Annotated in this window: 18 protein-coding genes and 1 tRNA gene; 10 read left to right on the top strand and 9 right to left on the bottom strand. The window is 70.1% G+C overall.

Going from position 1 to position 15882, the window contains the following annotated elements; translation table 11 throughout:
- Window positions 1-115: 115 nt before the first annotated feature.
- Complete coding sequence (locus NS283_RS12190; RefSeq protein ID WP_241492242.1) at window positions 116-580, bottom strand: YbaK/EbsC family protein; 465 nt, start codon at window positions 578-580, stop codon at window positions 116-118.
- Between the two features lie 297 nt (window positions 581-877).
- Between NS283_RS12190 and NS283_RS12185 the strand changes: the two genes are divergently transcribed.
- The 3 genes from NS283_RS12185 (at window position 878) to NS283_RS12175 (ending at window position 4409) form a co-directional block, all read left to right on the top strand.
- Window positions 878-2119 carry an acyl-CoA dehydrogenase family protein gene (locus tag NS283_RS12185; RefSeq protein WP_058597136.1) on the top strand — a complete coding sequence of 414 codons (1242 nt, stop codon included), beginning with the start codon at window positions 878-880 and terminating at the stop codon, window positions 2117-2119.
- 63 nt (window positions 2120-2182) lie between these two features.
- On the top strand, window positions 2183-3361 hold the full coding sequence (locus NS283_RS12180) for an AI-2E family transporter (protein ID WP_058597135.1): 1179 nt from the start codon (window positions 2183-2185) through the stop codon (window positions 3359-3361).
- Window positions 3362-3365: 4 nt separating this feature from the next.
- Window positions 3366-4409 carry an ATP-dependent DNA ligase gene (locus tag NS283_RS12175; RefSeq protein WP_193752677.1) on the top strand — a complete coding sequence of 348 codons (1044 nt, stop codon included), beginning with the start codon at window positions 3366-3368 and terminating at the stop codon, window positions 4407-4409.
- A gap of 19 nt (window positions 4410-4428) precedes the next feature.
- Here NS283_RS12175 and ligD read toward each other — a convergent pair whose 3' ends face one another.
- The gene (gene ligD / locus NS283_RS12170; protein WP_058597134.1) at window positions 4429-5454 is read right to left on the bottom strand and encodes a non-homologous end-joining DNA ligase; all 1026 of its coding nucleotides are present in this window, start codon (window positions 5452-5454) and stop codon (window positions 4429-4431) included.
- A gap of 203 nt (window positions 5455-5657) precedes the next feature.
- On the opposite strand from ligD, the gene NS283_RS12165 reads away from it, so the two are divergent.
- Window positions 5658-6284, top strand: coding sequence for a DUF1684 domain-containing protein (locus tag NS283_RS12165; RefSeq protein ID WP_058597133.1), 627 nt, complete (start codon window positions 5658-5660; stop codon window positions 6282-6284).
- A gap of 155 nt (window positions 6285-6439) precedes the next feature.
- On the opposite strand, the gene NS283_RS12160 is transcribed toward NS283_RS12165, so the two are convergent.
- Together NS283_RS12160 and NS283_RS12155 are read right to left on the bottom strand one after the other, a co-directional pair.
- Window positions 6440-7498, bottom strand: coding sequence for an SseB family protein (locus tag NS283_RS12160; RefSeq protein ID WP_058597132.1), 1059 nt, complete (start codon window positions 7496-7498; stop codon window positions 6440-6442).
- 67 nt (window positions 7499-7565) lie between these two features.
- Window positions 7566-9998, bottom strand: coding sequence for an ATP-dependent helicase (locus NS283_RS12155; protein WP_058597131.1), 2433 nt, complete (start codon window positions 9996-9998; stop codon window positions 7566-7568).
- Window positions 9999-10078: 80 nt separating this feature from the next.
- Here NS283_RS12155 and NS283_RS12150 point away from each other — a divergent pair, with 80 nt between their 5' ends.
- Complete coding sequence (locus NS283_RS12150) at window positions 10079-10486, top strand: YccF domain-containing protein (protein ID WP_058597130.1); 408 nt, start codon at window positions 10079-10081, stop codon at window positions 10484-10486.
- Here the strand turns inward: NS283_RS12150 and NS283_RS12145 are convergent, their stop codons facing one another.
- On the bottom strand, window positions 10487-11425 hold the full coding sequence (locus NS283_RS12145; protein ID WP_058597129.1) for a hypothetical protein: 939 nt from the start codon (window positions 11423-11425) through the stop codon (window positions 10487-10489).
- Between the two features lie 221 nt (window positions 11426-11646).
- Here NS283_RS12145 and NS283_RS12140 point away from each other — a divergent pair, with 221 nt between their 5' ends.
- From NS283_RS12140 to NS283_RS12130, 4 genes are all read left to right on the top strand, one after another.
- Window positions 11647-12552: a DMT family transporter gene (locus NS283_RS12140; RefSeq protein ID WP_058597128.1), complete on the top strand. Its 906-nt coding sequence runs from the start codon at window positions 11647-11649 to the stop codon at window positions 12550-12552.
- The gene (locus NS283_RS12135) at window positions 12533-13249 is read left to right on the top strand and encodes a GntR family transcriptional regulator (protein WP_058597127.1); all 717 of its coding nucleotides are present in this window, start codon (window positions 12533-12535) and stop codon (window positions 13247-13249) included. Before NS283_RS12140 ends, NS283_RS12135 begins: the two co-directional genes overlap by 20 nt.
- 36 nt (window positions 13250-13285) lie before the next feature.
- A tRNA-Met gene (locus NS283_RS18700) sits at window positions 13286-13361 on the top strand.
- A 151-nt stretch (window positions 13362-13512) separates the two neighbouring features.
- Window positions 13513-13737, top strand: a complete 225-nt coding sequence (locus tag NS283_RS12130) for an RNA-binding S4 domain-containing protein (RefSeq protein WP_058597126.1) — start codon at window positions 13513-13515, stop codon at window positions 13735-13737.
- Between the two features lie 91 nt (window positions 13738-13828).
- On the opposite strand, the gene NS283_RS12125 is transcribed toward NS283_RS12130, so the two are convergent.
- The 4 genes from NS283_RS12125 to ykgO are packed head-to-tail and all read right to left on the bottom strand — an operon-like array spanning window position 13829 to window position 14815.
- A complete protein-coding gene (locus NS283_RS12125; protein ID WP_058597125.1) occupies window positions 13829-14125 on the bottom strand; it encodes a hypothetical protein in 297 nt (98 codons plus the stop codon).
- Window positions 14112-14429 (bottom strand): ArsR/SmtB family transcription factor, encoded by a 318-nt coding sequence (locus NS283_RS12120; protein ID WP_058597124.1) that lies wholly within the window; start codon window positions 14427-14429, stop codon window positions 14112-14114. Before NS283_RS12120 ends, NS283_RS12125 begins: the two co-directional genes overlap by 14 nt.
- 48 nt (window positions 14430-14477) lie before the next feature.
- On the bottom strand, window positions 14478-14672 hold the full coding sequence (locus NS283_RS12115; RefSeq protein ID WP_058597123.1) for a hypothetical protein: 195 nt from the start codon (window positions 14670-14672) through the stop codon (window positions 14478-14480).
- 20 nt (window positions 14673-14692) lie between these two features.
- Window positions 14693-14815, bottom strand: a complete 123-nt coding sequence (gene ykgO / locus NS283_RS12110; RefSeq protein ID WP_058597122.1) for a type B 50S ribosomal protein L36 — start codon at window positions 14813-14815, stop codon at window positions 14693-14695.
- 79 nt (window positions 14816-14894) lie between these two features.
- Between ykgO and NS283_RS12105 the strand changes: the two genes are divergently transcribed.
- Window positions 14895-15882: GTP-binding protein (locus tag NS283_RS12105; RefSeq protein WP_058597137.1), on the top strand; the 988-nt coding region annotated here is incomplete at its 3' end.

Here is a 15882-nt window from a genome sequence, read left to right as displayed (position 1 = left end):
CGTTGAGTGTCCAAAACACGCCGTAACGGACGCGCACGTTGCGGCGTGTCCTGGACACTCAACTCCGCACGCGCCGGAGGAACACCGCCACAGCACCGGCGGCAGGGCCGCACGGTCAGGCGACGGGCTTCGCGAGGTCCTCGATCACCTCGGCGCCGGCGAGGGATGCCAGGACCTCACCGGGAAGGAACAGCTTCGCGCCGCGGATCCCGGCACCGATGATCGCCCGCGGCAGCGCGGCTACGCGCGCGTCGAGCAGCAGACGCCACGCGGAAGGGATGCCGAGCGGCGTGATCCCGCCGTACTCCATGCCGGTCTGGGCGACGGCGTCGTCCATCGGGGCGAAGGTCGCCTTGCGCGCGTCGAGCAGGCGCCGGACCGCGCCGTTGACGTCGAGGCGGGTCGTCGCCAGGGCGAGACAGGCCGCCGTCGAGGTGACGCCGCCGCGGGTCCCCTGCACGACCAGGCAGTTCGCCGAGATGTCCAGGCTCTGACCGTAGGCCTCGCAGAACGCGGCGGTGTCGGCCAGCGCCGGGTCGACGGCCGCCACCTCGATGCGCGCGGCGGTCGTGGCATCCATCGCCGCGATCGCGCAGCGACCGGTGCGGCCAGAAGTTCGGGGTTCTCCACCGCGGGGAGGAAGGTCAGCGCGCTCACCCTCGCGACCCTACCCGGCGCGCCCTCGCTTCCCCGCGTGATCCCGCCGTCGTCACACCGCGAGGCGCGTGAGTGTCCGAAACACCCGGAAGCGAGCGCGACACTGCCCGGGTGTTCTGGACACTCAGCGCCGCATCCCGCCCGCGGCCGACGATTCCACGACACACGGCACGAGATCACAGCGTGACACCCAGTACCAACTTGAGCGATACTGGGAACCATGACCATCGATGCCGATGCCCGCACGCTCCCCGGCGAGCGCGTCTCGCACTACGACCTTCTCGGCCGCCGCGACACCGACTACTACGGCGTGTTCGCCGACATCCCCGAGGCCGACCGCGCGGTCTGGGATCGCGCGAAGGCGTTCTGCGACGCGGTCGGCACGCGCATGCAGGGAGAGTGGGATGCCGCGACCTACCCCGTCGAGCTCCTCCGGCGCATGGGCGAGCTCGAGCTGTTCACCGACGGCATCGAGCACCCCGACCTGCCGGACTCCTCGCCGCTCGCCGCCGGCCTCGTGAACATGGAGGTGTCGCGCCACGACGGTTCGCTCGCCACGGCTCTCGCGGTGCAGGGCGGCCTGGCGCTCCGCACGCTCGCCCTCTTCGGGTCCCCCGAACAGCAGGAGCGCTGGCTGAAGCCGCTCGCCGACGGCACGGTCCTCGGCGCTTTCGCGCTGACCGAGCCCGACCACGGTTCCGACTCGGTCTCGCTCGAGACCACCGCGACCCGCACGGCCGACGGATGGTCGCTCAGCGGCACGAAGAAATGGATCGGCAACGGCGCCTCCGGCGGCATCACCTTCGTTTGGGCCCGCGTCGACGCCGAGGGCGATGACGACCACGACAAGGTGCGCTGCTTCCTCGTCGAGCAGGACACCCCGGGGTACACCGGCACCGTCATCACGGGAAAGGTCTCGCTCCGTGGCATCCATCAGGCGCACATCGCGATGGACGGCGTGCGCCTGACTCCGGATGCCGTCCTCCCCGGCACCCACACCTTCAAGGACGCGTCCACCGTGCTGTTCGCCACGCGGTCGGGGGTGGCCTGGTCGGCTCTGGGCCACGCGACGGCCTGCTACGAGATCGCGCGGACATACGCCACCGAACGCATGCAGTTCGGAAAGCCCCTCGCGAAGTTCCAGATGGTGCAGGAACGCCTGACACAGATGCTCGACGAGCTCACCGCGATGCAGCTCTACTGCCGCCGCCTCGCCGACCTCGAGGCCTCGGGCGGCCTGCGCCCCACGCAGGCATCGCTCGCGAAGTACCACAACACGCGAGCCGCCCGCCGCGTGGCGGCGATCGCGCGCGACCTGCTCGGCGGCAACGGCATCCTGCTCGAGAACGGGGTCATGCAGCACATGGCCGACATCGAGGCGATCCACACGTACGAGGGCACCGAGAGCGTCCAGGCGCTCCTCCTCGGTCGCGACATCACCGGGATGAGCGCGTTCGTCTAATCCGCGACGGCGACCCGCGCAAGCCGCGCGGGTCATGTCGGAGCCTCGCGCTAACGTCATCGCATGGGCCTGTTCTCTCGTCATCCCGCGCCCCGCGACGCCATCGCCTCCGCCGCGGCAGCGGTCGAGCCGCCACCGAAGAGCCTGTGGGCCGACGGCTTCGGTCGCCTCGCGGTGCGGGCTGTGCAGATCATCGTCGTCGTGGTCCTCGTGGCGGGGCTGATCTGGGGCATCCAGCAGGTGACGCTCGTCATCATCCCCCTGATCCTGGCCCTCATCTTCGCCTCCGCATTCGGGCCCGTGACCATGTGGATGCGCAAGAAGGGCGTGCCCTCGGTCCTCGCGACGCTCCTGACGCTCCTCGCCGTCGTCGTCGTCCTGACCGCGCTCGGCTGGCTCGTCGTCAACGCGGTCATCAACCAGTGGGACTACCTGTCGTCGCAGGCGACGAAGGGCTTCGAACAGGCTCAGGACTGGTACCACACCCTCCCGTTCGCCGTTTCACCCGACCAGGTCAACCAGGTCGTGCAGGGCATTCAAGACTTCGTCACGAGCTCGCAGTTCGGCACGGGGGCCCTGGCCGGTGTCAGCGCGATCGCGTCGTTCGTCACCGGTTTCGTGCTGATGGTCGTCATCCTGTTCTTCTTCCTGAAGGACGGCCCGCGTATGTGGGAGTTCGTCCTGCGGCCGTTCCACGGCAGTCACTACGACCGCGCGCGCCGCATCGGCGACAAGACCGTCACGGTCCTCGGCTCCTACGTTCGCGGCACGGCCTCCGTCGCCGCCGTCGACGCGGTCGGCATCTACATCGGTCTGCTCATCCTGCAGGTGCCGCTCGCGCTGCCGCTCGCGGTCCTCGTGTTCCTCCTGGCGTTCATCCCGATCGTCGGTGCGGTGACCGCGGGCATCCTCGCCGCGCTCGTCGCTCTCGTCACGAACGGGCCGATCGTCGCGCTGATCGTCGTCGGCGTGGTCGTGCTGGTGAACCAGCTCGAGGGCAACTTCCTCCAGCCCGTCCTCATGGGGCGCACGATGAAGCTGCACTCCTTCGTCGTCCTGGTCGTGCTCGCCGGCGGAACGGCGATCGGCGGCATCCTGGGCACGCTGCTCGCGGTGCCGCTCACCGCCGTCGCGTGGGGCATCATCACCGTCTGGAACGGCCCTGACAAGCCTGCCGAGTGGGCGCGCCGCAAGAAGCGGCGGAACCCGGTCCCCCTGGCCGGTGACGAGAGCTCGGACTGACACCGTGGCGTACGAGATCCCGGCGCCGATGCTGGCGAAGGCCATACCGGCGATCCCCGACCACAGCAAGGTCGACGGCGGGTTCAGCTACGAGCCCAAGTGGGACGGCTTCCGGGCGCTCGTGTCGTGGGACGGCACCGACGTCGAGATCGGGAGCCGCGGGGCGAAGCCCCTCACGCGCTACTTCCCCGAGCTCGTGGCGGCCTTCGCCGAGATCTTGCCCGAACCCTGCCTGATCGACGGCGAAGTGGTCGTCGCGCGCGGCGAGCCCGGCGCCCAGCGCCTCGACTGGGAGGCGCTGTCGCAGCGCATCCACCCCGCCGCCTCGCGCGTGACGATGCTGTCGCAAGAGACCCCGGCCATGTTCATCGCTTTCGACCTGCTCGCACGCGGCGACCGTGATCTGCAGTCCGAGTCCTTCTCCGCGCGACGGGCGCAGCTCGAAGATCTGCTCGGCACGGTCCCCCACCCGGTTCACGTCACGCGAACGACCGACGATCCCGACCTCGCGCGCCGCTGGCTCGCCGAGTTCGAGGGCGCGGGCCTCGACGGCGTGGTCGCGAAGCCGCTGGCTCAGCCGTACGCGCCGAACAAGCGCACGATGTTCAAGATCAAGCACGCCCGCACGGCTGACGTGGTCGCGCTGGGGTATCGCATCCACAAGTCGGGGCAGGGCGTCGGCTCGCTCCTCGTCGGGCTCTACGACGACGAGGGTCGACTGCACGGCGTCGGCGGCGTCTCCGCCTGGACCGACAAGCGTCGTCTCGAGCTGATCGACGAGCTCGCACCCTTGGTCGAGCGGGATGCCGATGGCGAGGCGGTCGTCGGCGAGACCGATCGCTCCCGGTTCTCGGCATCCAAGGATGTGTCGTTCGTCCGGCTGCGTCCCGAACGCGTGCTCGAGGTGCGCTACGACCAGCTCGAGGGCATGCGCTTCCGCCACACGGTGCAGTTCGAACGGTGGCGTCCCGACCGCGACGCCCGCTCCTGCACGTTCGCGCAGCTCGAGGCCGTGAACGCGTACGACCTGGGCGGCGTGCTCGACTGAGCCAGCCGCGCGGCCGGGCTCAGGCCTCGGGGGCCTTCGCGCGCGACGGTTGCACGCGCGGCGGCTCGCCGGGCATCTTCGGGAACTCCGGCGGGAACGGCAACTCCCCCAGACCGTTCTCGAGGTCACGCTGCCACCACTCCAACAACGTGTCGATGCGGCCGGGATTCGCCGCGAAGTCCGCCCACGGGTCGCCGATGGATGCCAACCGCTCGGGAATCGAGCGCACCGTGAACGCGCTCGGGTCGAGGCCGTCGAGCTCGTCCCACCCGATCGGCGTCGACACGGTCGCGGTCGGCAGCGCGCGTGGAGAGTACGCCCCGGCCATCGTGCGGTCTCGGTTCGCCTGGTTGAAGTCGACGAAGATGCGCTGCCCCCGCTCCTCCTTCCACCAGTTGGTGGTCACGGCATCCGGCATCCGTCGCTCCAGCTCACGGGCCGCGGCGATCACCGCGTGCCGCACGTCGAGGAACTCGTGCGTCGGCTCGATCGGGCAGAACACGTGCAGGCCACGATTGCCGCTCGTCTTGATCCAGGCCTCGAGACCCGCCTCGCGAAGCACGGCGCGCAGCTCGTGCGCCGCCGCGACAGCTTCGGTAATGCCCGTACCCGGCTGCGGGTCGAGGTCGATGCGCAGTTCGACGGGGTGATCGGGGTCGCTCGCGAGAGACGCCCACGGATGGAAGACGATCGTGTTCATCTGCGCCGCCCAGACGACGGTGCCGATCTCGGTGACGATGAGCTGCGGATGCCGCCGCCCGCTGTTGTACGTGACGGTGACCGCCTCGACGAAGTCGGGCGCCCCTTTCGGCGGGTTCTTCGAGAAGAAGCTCTCCCCGCCGATGCCCTCGGGAAAGCGTTCGAGCGAGACAGGGCGATTCCCGTTGGCCGCGAGGAACGGATCGGCGACGGCGAGGAAGTACTCCGCCAGCTCGCGCTTCGTGATGCCCACCTCGGGCCACAGCACCCGGTCGGGGCTCGAGAGCCCGATCTCCCGGTCCCCGTGCGGGCCCGGTGCGGTCAGGGTGATGCGAGGGGATGCCATGCCCCGACGCTAGTGCGCGGGCCGGGGTCGTGTCTGCCCCGTTGCGATCGTGGTCGTCGCGTTCCGGGGCCCGGACCATGCGATCCCCTGCGCACGCGCTCGAGGTGCACGCCGGATCCGGGGCCGGGGAGGCCCAGAGCATCACGGCAGCCGCCCGCTGTCCACCCCGAGCTCTGGCATCCGGCCGCCCGTACGCTCGGAGGATGACCTCCGCCGCTGCCCGCACCGCCCTCGAGATCGCCGACTGGCGTCGCCGCGTGTTCGCCCTCTACGACGCCGTGCGCGAGGCGGATGACCCCGAAGAGGCGCACGAGCTCTGGCGTATCGAGCGCGACGCGCTCTTCGCCGGGCATCCCGCGACGCCTCTGCTCCCCGAGCAGCGTGAGGCGTTCACGGGTCTCCCGCTCGCGCCCTACGACGCGGCGTGGCGGTTCGAAGTCCCGCTGCTCGACGCCGACGAAGCGTCGTTCGTCGCCACGACCGGAACCGACGGCGAAGTGGGCTTCGAACGCATCGGCCGCGTCGAGCTGCCCGACACGGGGTCTCTCGACGTGTGGCGGCTGACCTCGTACGGCGGAGGCTTGTTCGTGCCGGTTCGGGATGCCGCAGCCGGGCGCCCCGGCGGGACCTACGGCGGCGGCCGCTACCTCATCGACACGATCAAGGGCGCCGACCTCGGCCGGGGCGCGACTCCGGAGACGCTCGTGATCGACTTCAACTTCGCGTACAACCCCTCGTGCGCGTACGACCCGATGTGGGCGTGCCCGCTCGCACCTGCGGGTAACGTCCTGCCGGTCGCCGTCCCGGTCGGCGAGTTGTACGGGGTCTGACGCTTCGGACGCCCGAATCCACGGCGTCCGCCCGTGGGCGAAACTCCTGAGGATCTACCGGTTTTGCGCCGCGCGGCGACCACCGGAGAGGCGACGCCGCGAAAACTCAGGAGTTTCGCCCGCTCGGGCCGACGTAGCGGCCGGGAACGGCGGATCTACTCCGCGAGCGCCAGCACCGGGGCGAGGTCGGCGCGCGACAGACGGATCCACGGGCCGGCGGGATCGACGAGCAGGCCGGTGAGCCCCTCGTCGCTCGCGAGGGCCTTGGCCAGCTGTTCCGCCTTGAGCGGCACGGGCTGGTCGCCGCGGCCGAGCGCGAGGAGTTCGAGCGGGTGCGAGAACACCTCGAGGAAACGCTCGCCCGTGGCCGAGCGGGACTCGGCGACCCCGACCGCTCCGCCCTCTTCGGTCTGGTTCACCGCGATCCAGAGCGGGACGCCGTCGACGATGGCGGAGACGATCGCGGATGCCGTGTCGTCGGTGCGCTTCTCGCTGAGCGCCGTCTTGACGCGCAGCTGCTCATCGGCCTCGCCGACCATGCGCTCCAGCAGCGCCGACGGGAGCACGGCACGCGCGTCGTCGGACGCCGGGTCGAGGACGATTCCGGCGTACGGACCGTCGAGGACGTGCCGCAGGAGCGCCATGATCGGCTGCCCCATCGCGGACGTGTCGCGGTCACCGTCGGCCTCGACGCTCTTGCTGAGCGCCTGGCCACTGCTGTAGGCGAGGACGAGCTGTTCGTCTCCGCGGGTCGCGATCGCGAGGGGCAGGTCCTTGCCCTCGGCGAGAAGAGCGCGTGCGTCGCCCTTCACGCGCAGGAAGACGTGTCCCTGCAGCAACTGGCGAGCGACGTTCAGCAGCTGGGGAGGCTCCGGCTGGCCCTTGATCTCGGCCAGCGCCGTCGCGAGAAGCGCGTTGTCGCGCAGGCCGGGGATCGACTCGAAGCCCTCGGGCGCCTCCATCGGGCCGGGCTGCCGAGCGGACGGACGCGCCGCGACCGGAGGGGTCGACGGGGTCTCGGGGGCGGCGCCGACCCCGCGGAAGGAGGAGGTCGAGATGGTCACGCTGGGGGTGGGCGGGGCGGCGGCGTCGGTGCCGGCGTCCGCGGAATCGGTGGCGTCGCTCGGACCGGCCGGGTCGACGGGCTGCTCGCCCGGTTCGATCGTGGTGTCAGCGCGGTCGTCGGACTTGTTTCGGCGCGAGAAAAGAGCCATTGGGCCAGCCTAGCCGCGCGCCTTCTCCTCGTGTCTCCGCCGGGTGAACTCGGAGGTGACCCTCCGGCTACAGCTTCGTGATCGGCGCGATCTTGATCAGCAGCTTCTTCGGGCCCACGGTGTCGAAGCGCACGTGCGCGACGCGCTTCGCCCCCTCGCCCGTGACGGCGTCCACACGCCCCTCACCGAAGTCGTCGTGACGGATGCGATCGCCCGACGCCAGCACCATGTCGCCGTTGTCGCGGACCTTGGCGGGGATGCGGTTCGGGAACTTGCTGGGGTCGGCCGGCGCGCGCTTCGGCAGCGGGACGAGGTCGTCGCCGTAGCGGCTTCCGCCCCCGCTCTGACCCGGGCGGCGGCCGCGCGCGTTCAGCGCGCGCGACTGCGACCCGCCTCGACCGTTGACGTCGCCCGGAGACTGGCGCCAATCGATGAGGTCGGCCGGGATCTCTTGCAGGAAGCGGCTCGGCATCGCCACCGTGACCTCGCCGAACTGCGCGCGGGTCATCGCGAGCGACACGTGCAGACGCTTACGCGCGCGCGTGATGCCGACGTAGAAGAGTCGCCGCTCCTCCTGCGGACCGCCGGGCTCATTCGCCGAGATCCGGTGCGGGAGCAGGTCTTCCTCGACACCGGTCAGGAAGACGGCGTCGTACTCGAGGCCCTTCGCGGTGTGCAGGGTCATAAGGGACACCGAGCCGGACGCGTCGTCGAGGTCGTCGGCATCCGCCACCAGCGTCACCTCGGTGAGGAAGTCGATGACCGTCCCCTCGGGGTTGTTCCGTGCGAACTCTCGCGTGACGGCGATGAGCTCGTCGAGGTTCTCGAGGCGGGCTTCGTCTTGCGGGTCTTTGCTCGCACGCAGGGCGTCGAAGTACCCGCTCTTGTTGAGCAGCAGAGTGAGACCTTCGGTGACCGAGGTGGAGGGGGCGAGCTCTCCGGATGACGGGAGCATGATCGCCGTGGCCTCGGTGAGCACCGCGTCGAGCTGGTCGATCGCCTTCTGGAGCTTCGGCCCGACGCCGATCTGCGCGGAGTTGGCCAGGGCGTCGCGGAAGGTGATGTCGTGCTCGGCGGCGTAGCGCGCGATGGCCGTCTCGGTCACGTCGCCGATGCCGCGTCGGGGGCGGTTCAGGATGCGGCGTACCGCCATGCCGTCGGCCGGGTTCGCCACCGCGACCAGGTAGGCGAGCGCGTCTTTGATCTCGGCGCGCTCGTAGAACTTCGTGCCGCCCATGATCTTGTAAGGCACAGCGGAGCGGATGAAGATCTCTTCCAGCGCTCGCGACTGCGAGTTGGTGCGGTAGAAGACCGCGATACCGGAGTAGTCGACGCCCTTCTTGTGCAGCGCCTCGATCTCGTCGGCGACGAATTGCGCCTCGTCGTGCTGCGAGTAGCCGGTGAAGCCGATGATCGGGTCGCCCGCCCCGACGTCGGTCCACAGCTTCTTGTCTTTGCGGTCGAAGTTGTTCGAGATCACCGCGTTGGCGGCCGACAGGATGTTCTGCGTCGAGCGGTAGTTCTGCTCGAGCAGCACGACCTTGGCACCCGGGTAGTCGCGCTCGAACTCGCTGATGTTGCGGATGTCGGCGCCGCGGAACGCGTAGATCGACTGGTCGGAGTCGCCGACGACCGTGAGCGACGCGGCATCGTCGCCCGCGGGCTCCGCGTCGAAGATCATCATTCCGCCAGAGGAGAACGGCTCGGCGTCGGAGCCGACCGGCCGCGTGAGCTCGTGGATCAGCGCGTACTGCGCGTGGTTGGTGTCCTGATACTCATCGACCAGGATGTGGCGGAAGCGCTTGCGATAGCGGTCCGCGACCTGCGGGAAGGCGCGGAACAGGTAGACGGTCTGCGCGATGAGGTCGTCGAAGTCGAAGGCGTTGGCCCGCTGCAGCTCACGCTGATACGACGAGAAGATCTCGACGAAGATGCGCTCGGCAGGGTCGCTCATATTGGCCGATCGCGCGTATGACTCCGCGTCGGCGAGCTCGTTCTTGAGCTTCGAGATGCGGCTCTGCGTGCCCGCGGGAGTGAGGCCGAACGAGTCGCCCTCGTGCTCTTTCACGAGACGCTTGATGAGCGCGCGCGAGTCACCCGAGTCGTAGATCGTGAAGGCCTTGGTGAAGCCGAACTGCTCGGCCTCGCGCCGCAGGATCCGCACGCACGCGGAGTGGAACGTCGAGATCCACATGCCGTCGGCCTTCTGACCGATCAGCTGGTGGACGCGCTCGCGCATCTCACCGGCGGCCTTGTTGGTGAAGGTGATCGCGAGGATCTGGCTCGGGTAGGCCTCGCGCGTGCGGAGCAGCGAGGCGATACGTCGGGTGAGCACGCTCGTCTTGCCCGACCCGGCCCCCGCCACGATGAGCAGCGCCTGCCCGCGGTAAGTCACGGCCTCGCGCTGAGGGCCGTTGAGCCCCTGGAGGAGGTCGGCGTCGGGGCGGGCATCCGACGGTGCGGGACCGCCGACGATCAGGGGCGTGGAGGCGTCGGTCATGGCGCGTCCAAGTCTAGGCGGGGGCTCCGACATCGGCCTCGCCCCCTTGGCATCCGGAGTCCTCCCGCCATGATGGAGGCATGCGCCTCATCCTCAACATCCTGTGGCTCGTCCTGTCGGGCTTCTGGCTCTTCGTCAGCTACATGTTGGCGGGGATCGTGCTGTGCATCCTCATCGTGACGATTCCGTGGGGCATCGCGTCGTTCCGCATCGGGCTGTACGCGCTCTGGCCCTTCGGGCGCGAGATCGTGGCCAAGCCGACCGCCGGAGTCGGTTCGTTCCTCGGCAACGTGGTGTGGGTGATCCTCGCCGGGTGGTGGCTCGCCCTCGAGCACATCCTCACCGGCATCGCGCTGTGCATCACGATCATCGGCATCCCGCTCGGCATCGCGAACTTCAAGCTCGTGCCGGTGTCGCTCATGCCGCTGGGCAAAGAGGTGCGCGACATCCGTCGGGGCGGTCCGTTCGACCGCACCCTGGCGAGCTGACTAGAGCGTCGAGCGTTCCCGAGAGCGCTGCGGAAGAGCGAGCAGGATGCCGATGATCGTCACGACCGCACCCGCGACGGCCGCGCCGATGACGAGCTCGGCGGGGATGTCACCGTCGCGCCCGCCCGTGAACCGGGCGAGATCCCAGGGCAGCACGCCGATCTGCTCGTTCCACGAGCGCAGGGCGTCGCCGGCCCCGACGACGGCGATCGTCGCCGCGGGCAGGGCGTACGCGATCCCCATCCCGGCCAGGGCGACACCGGTCGCACGCCGACGCCCCAGTTGCGGGCGCAACGACCAGCCGGCGACCACGAACACCCAGGCCAGGAGGGCGAACGCCAGCGCGAGATAGAGCACGCGGACCACCGGCATCGCCCACAGCGCGGGCCAGATCCCCTCGGGACCCGAGACCGAGATCACGGCCAGCGCGACGACGCACCGCAGGACGAGAGCTCCCCCGACGGCGGCGATGATCGGCCACGGCGAGCGCTTGCCGAGCAGCAGCCGCACCACGATCGCGAAGAAGAGCCACCCGACCACGGCGAGCGCGGCACCCCAGAGCCCGTCGCGCGGCGTCTGAACGACACGCGTGGCGACCAGGACACCCGCGGGGACGACGATCATGAGCCAGCGGTCGAGGGGCAGCAAGCCGAGGCTCGATTCCGCCGCTCGCCACGGCCGCGTCGAGGCGATCCAGCTCGCGCGGGCGGCGGCGGCCCCGGGGCGGCGCACGAGACGCGTGCGGGCAGCAACCGCGCCGACGACGATCCAGCCGACCCCGAACAGCAGCAGAATGCGGGCGAGCCACTCGGTGGTGGCGTCGACGACCATGGGCGTGCGCGCGAACGGATCCACCAGGAGGGCCGAGGCGGCTCCGAGAACCAGGAGCCCCCCGGCGACGATCAGGGCCAGGATGCCTCGCCCCGCCGTCGTCGCCATGCACCTACGTTACACAGCGGTTCCTGAGCGTCCGTCCCACCGGGGAGGGGTCCGAGCGCCGCCGCCCGCGCCCCGCCCCTGCGTACCATCGCGCGGAGTTGGCGGCCGACACGCCGCCTCACGGCATCCCGAACCGGCGTGTCCGCAACGAACTCCGCACGACGGCACGGCAGCCCGCCCGCGCGGCGACACGCGCGGCCAGATTGTGTAACAATCCATCCATGCTTTCCGCCCTCGCGATCCTCGCCGCGGCACTGTGCTTCTCCACCACCGGGACGGCGCAAGCGCTCGCCGGCGTCGATGCCTCGCCCCTTGCGGTCGGCGCGGCGCGGATCGTCGTCGGCGGCGGCATCCTGGGTCTGCTCGCGCTCGCGCGGCGCCCGCGCACGCCGATGCCCAGCGGATCGCGCCTCTCCACCGTCACGCTCATCGCCGTGGGAGCGATCGGCGTCCTCGCCTACCAACCGCTCTTCTTCCTCGGGACACGCGAGAACGGCGTCGCGATCGGCACAGTGGTCGCCCTCGGATCGGCCCCCATCGCGACGGGGATCGTGGATGCCATCCGCTCACGCCGCCTCCCCTCACCCCGGTGGATGCTCGCCACCGCCATCGCGCTCACCGGCGTCGTGCTCGTATCGGGGGTGACCGGCGGGGCGGTGGTGCTCGCGCCGGGCGGGCTGCTCGCCTCGGCCGGCGCGGGAATGTCGTACGCCCTCTATACGGTGTGCGGAAAGGCGCTGATCGAGAGGGGGTGGGACTCCACGCGCGTGATGGGAACGGTGTTCGGCGTCGCGGCTGTCGCGAGCCTGCCGGTTCTCCTGATCGCCGGAGCGTCGTGGCTCACGACCCCGAACGGTCTCGCGCTCGCGCTCTGGCTGGGAGTGATCACGACGACGGTCGCGTACCTCCTGTTCGGATGGGGGCTCGCGCGCCTGACGGCCGTCACGGTCTCGACGCTCACCCTCGCCGAGCCCCTCGCGGCGACCCTTCTCGGCCTCTTCGTGCTGCGCGAGCAGCTCACACCCGTCAGCGCGTTCGGCCTCGCGCTCATCGCCGTCGGCCTCGCCGTCGTGTCGGTTCCGTCTCGTCGACGTCAGGAGGTTCCGGATGCCACGGCCCCCGCGTGACTCCCCCGCCTCCGCCGCGACAGCAGCCCACGTACCCGGCCCTCGCGCTGCCGACCTCGTCGCGGACGCGGTGCGTGCCGGCATCCTCTCCGGCGAACTGGCCCCCGGCACACCTCTTCGGGAGGAGGAGCTGAGCGCGACGCACGGCGTCTCGCGGCACACCGCCCGCACGGCCCTCACCCGGCTCGCCGCCGAACGCCTCGTCACCGCGGAGCCCTACCGCGGCGTCCGCGTCTCGCTGCTCGACGACGACGCGCTCGTCGCCCTGCAGCAGTTGCGCTGTGCTCTCGAGACCGAAGCGGTGCGGATCGCGCGGGATCGCGGCATCCGTCCGGCCGAGATCGACGCCGCCCTCGATGCCCTCGCCGCCGCCGAGGCATCCGGAGACTGGCCCGCGACGCTCGACGCGCACGCGCGCGTGCATCTCGCGCTCGTCGATGCGGCCGGCAGCCCGCGGATCGCGGAGGAGTATCGGCGCCTCGATTCCGAGATGCACCTGCTGCTGACGCACGTGCGCCCGGCGTACGCACCCGGGGCTCTGACCGAGGAACACCGCGAGTACGTCGAGGAGGCGTGGGCGGATCCGCAGCGGGCCGTGCGCGCGCACCTGGAGCACTCGACGCGGGCGATCCTGGAGAGTCGGCGTGCACCTTCGCCACACGGCGACACATCCGGTCACGATCCGCAACGCCCGTAGGAGGCCCGCGGGGCCCGGGTTAGCGTGGGGGCACATCGCGGCGATCCGGGCGGTCCCGGGCCTCGGCTCATAACCGAAGGCGTGGCGGGTTCGACTCCCGCCGTCGCGTCCACGTCTCGGTTCCCCCCGAGCTCTTCACTTCGACCTCCCGGCCGCGGCTTTGCCTCTCGAGTGTCCGAAACACCCGGACGTGTCGAAAAATCGTCCGGGTGTTGTGGACACTCACCAAGGGGACTGCGCGCAGACCCTGCCATGCTGAAACCATGACCCGCCCCGCACCCCAGGACGTCCCCGTCGGCAGCGACAGCATCCGCCTCAGCGCGTTCCTGAAGTTCGCCGGCATCCTGGACTCCGGCGGAGACGCCAAAGAGGCGATCATCGACGGCTACGTGACGGTCAACGACGAGGTCGAACGGCGCCGCGGGCGGCAGTTGCAGCTCGGCGACGTGGTGGGCTTCGAAGGACGCGCCTTCCGCGTGCAGGCCTGACCCCGTCAACACCGAAGGCCCGCCTCCCCCATCGGGAAAACGGGCCCTCGACTCGGCATGCCGTGCTTGTCGCGCGGGATGCCGTCACACCTCAGTGCTCGTCGTAGTGGTCGGCGTGCGCCGCGTGACGGTGACCGTCGTGCACGTAGTCGACGTGGTCGTCGTGCTGCACGCTCTCGTGTCCGCAGTCGTCGCCGTGCGCGTGCTCATCGACGGTGTGCTCAGCCTGGGCCTCGTGCTCGTCGTAGTGATCGCCGTGCAGCGCGTGGTGGTGGGTGCCGTGCACGTAGTCGACGTGGTCGCCGTGCTCGACGGCCTCGTGTCCACAGTTGTCGCCGTGCGCGTGCTCGTCGACGGTGTGCTCGGCGTGGGTCTCAGTGGTGCTCATGTTCGTTCCCCTGGTCGGTCGTTTCCTGGACGTGGGCGATCGCATCGAGCACGACGTGCGCGACGTGCTGATCGGCGAGGGCGTATCGGATCTCTTTGCCCTCACGCTCGGATTCGACCAGTCCCGCTTGCCGCAGCGTGCGCAGGTGTTGCGACACCAACGGTTGCGACAGGCCGGCCTGATCGGCGAGCGCGCCGACCGTGAGCGGTTCGCGGCTCAGCAACCACACGAGCGCGAGCCGCGAGTCGTTGCCGAGGACCTTGAACAGCTCCGCGGCGTCAGCGAGCCCCGCGATCTTGTCCACACCGCAAGAAGACCACACACATAAACGATTTGCAATATGTTTAGGCAATCAAGAACGGTTCTCGTTCGCGTTATCGCCGGGGTCGTCGCCGCGTGGCACATCGAGCTTCATCCAGCCGAACGTCGCGGCATCCTGAATCTCCTCCGCCTGACGTCGCCGCAGCACCGCGCGACCCCGCCACGCCATGAGCCCCGCGAGCGCGAGGCCGATCGCGACACCGGCGATCAGACCCCACCACTCCACGTCGCGAGTCTACGAACGACTCACCCCTGCCGCCCCTTGAAGCGCGGATTGAGCTTGTTGATCACGAAGACTTTGCCGCGCCGACGCGCGACCTGCGCGCCGGGCTGCTTCTTCAGGGACTTGATCGAGGCACGAACCTTCATGGCGTTCTCCTTGTTGATAACCGTTCTCATTAACAAGGTAGGGTGTCGAGAGCTCCCTGACAAACGAGAGGTGGATGCCATGCGCCGAACGATCGCCATCATGGGCGTCTGCGCCCCCGAACGCCGGTCCTACGCCGAACGAACCGCCATCGCCTTGGCGCGGCCGCTCCATCTGCTGCGCTTCGCCGACCTCCGCGCCGCGCACGCGCTGCCCCTCCCTCGGCCGCGGACCGACGACGAGCGCGTAGTCGTCGACATGGCCGCCGACATCGACCTCATCCACTCGATCACCGCACGTGGGGGTGCTGAGGTCGAAGCCGTCTGCGTCGTGGACGCCCGACACATGATCGGCGACCTCCTCGACGACACCGCGCTCGTGGCATCCGCCGCCCCCGGCGACACGCGTGGAGACGTCGGTGCTCGCGCGCGCCAGGCCGCTCTCGCTCTCGAGCTCGCGACCCGCATCGTCTGGATCAACTGGGAGCAGGTGCCGACACCCGCCCTCGCCGTGCAGATGGCTCTGGCGTCGCACCTGAACCCGGGCGCGGTGGTCCGGCTGACGCGCGACCCGCTCAACGACCTCGCGTCCGAGGCGTCGCACGAGGGCGAGATCCTCGAGCGCGCCGGGTGGGTCCACGCCCTGAACGACGAGCACGACCCGTACATGCGCGACAACCGCGTCATGACGCTGCGCTACGAGCACGTTCGCCCGTTCCACCCCGCGCGCCTCTCCGCCGCCCTCGACCGGCTCGACGACGGGGCCGCGGGACGCCTCGTCCGCTCGGCGGGATTCTGCCGTCTCGCCAGCCGTCCCGGCATCCTGGCCCGGTGGGAGCACGTGGGCTCGGCGATGTGGATCGAACCGATCGGAGCCGACGACGGCCGCATGGGCCTCGGTCAGGAGATCGCGTTCACGGGACTCGATCTCTCCGCGCCACGGCTCGCCCACATCCTCGACGACGCCGCGTTGACCGACGCCGAGCTCGCCGCCGGCCCTACGGCGTGGACGGCGTTCGACGACCCGCTCCCCGCGTGGCCCGCGGTCGAGTCGTCGATCCCGGATGCCA

Origin of the sequence: Microbacterium testaceum, from assembly GCF_001476285.1 — a bacterium.
Taxonomy (GTDB): Bacteria; Actinomycetota; Actinomycetes; order Actinomycetales; family Microbacteriaceae; genus Microbacterium; species Microbacterium testaceum_B.
This window is presented reverse-complemented; position numbering and strand designations above follow the sequence as displayed.

What these genes read in the sequence shown, in the direction of transcription:
- NS283_RS12165 (WP_058597133.1), top strand. Translation starts at nt 5,658, where the DNA reads ATGACCTCCGCCGCTGCCCGCACCGCCCTCGAGATCGCCGACTGGCGT.
- NS283_RS12140 (WP_058597128.1), top strand. Translation starts at nt 11,647, where the DNA reads ATGCTTTCCGCCCTCGCGATCCTCGCCGCGGCACTGTGCTTCTCCACC.
- ykgO (WP_058597122.1), bottom strand. Translation starts at nt 14,815, where the DNA reads ATGAAGGTTCGTGCCTCGATCAAGTCCCTGAAGAAGCAGCCCGGCGCG.
- NS283_RS12185 (WP_058597136.1), top strand. Translation starts at nt 878, where the DNA reads ATGACCATCGATGCCGATGCCCGCACGCTCCCCGGCGAGCGCGTCTCG.
- NS283_RS12180 (WP_058597135.1), top strand. Translation starts at nt 2,183, where the DNA reads ATGGGCCTGTTCTCTCGTCATCCCGCGCCCCGCGACGCCATCGCCTCC.
- NS283_RS12150 (WP_058597130.1), top strand. Translation starts at nt 10,079, where the DNA reads ATGCGCCTCATCCTCAACATCCTGTGGCTCGTCCTGTCGGGCTTCTGG.
- NS283_RS12190 (WP_241492242.1), bottom strand. Translation starts at nt 580, where the DNA reads ATGGATGCCACGACCGCCGCGCGCATCGAGGTGGCGGCCGTCGACCCG.
- NS283_RS12130 (WP_058597126.1), top strand. Translation starts at nt 13,513, where the DNA reads ATGACCCGCCCCGCACCCCAGGACGTCCCCGTCGGCAGCGACAGCATC.
- NS283_RS12125 (WP_058597125.1), bottom strand. Translation starts at nt 14,125, where the DNA reads ATGAGCACCACTGAGACCCACGCCGAGCACACCGTCGACGAGCACGCG.
- NS283_RS12135 (WP_058597127.1), top strand. Translation starts at nt 12,533, where the DNA reads ATGCCACGGCCCCCGCGTGACTCCCCCGCCTCCGCCGCGACAGCAGCC.
- NS283_RS12145 (WP_058597129.1), bottom strand. Translation starts at nt 11,425, where the DNA reads ATGGCGACGACGGCGGGGCGAGGCATCCTGGCCCTGATCGTCGCCGGG.
- ligD (WP_058597134.1), bottom strand. Translation starts at nt 5,454, where the DNA reads ATGGCATCCCCTCGCATCACCCTGACCGCACCGGGCCCGCACGGGGAC.
- NS283_RS12160 (WP_058597132.1), bottom strand. Translation starts at nt 7,498, where the DNA reads ATGGCTCTTTTCTCGCGCCGAAACAAGTCCGACGACCGCGCTGACACC.
- NS283_RS12155 (WP_058597131.1), bottom strand. Translation starts at nt 9,998, where the DNA reads ATGACCGACGCCTCCACGCCCCTGATCGTCGGCGGTCCCGCACCGTCG.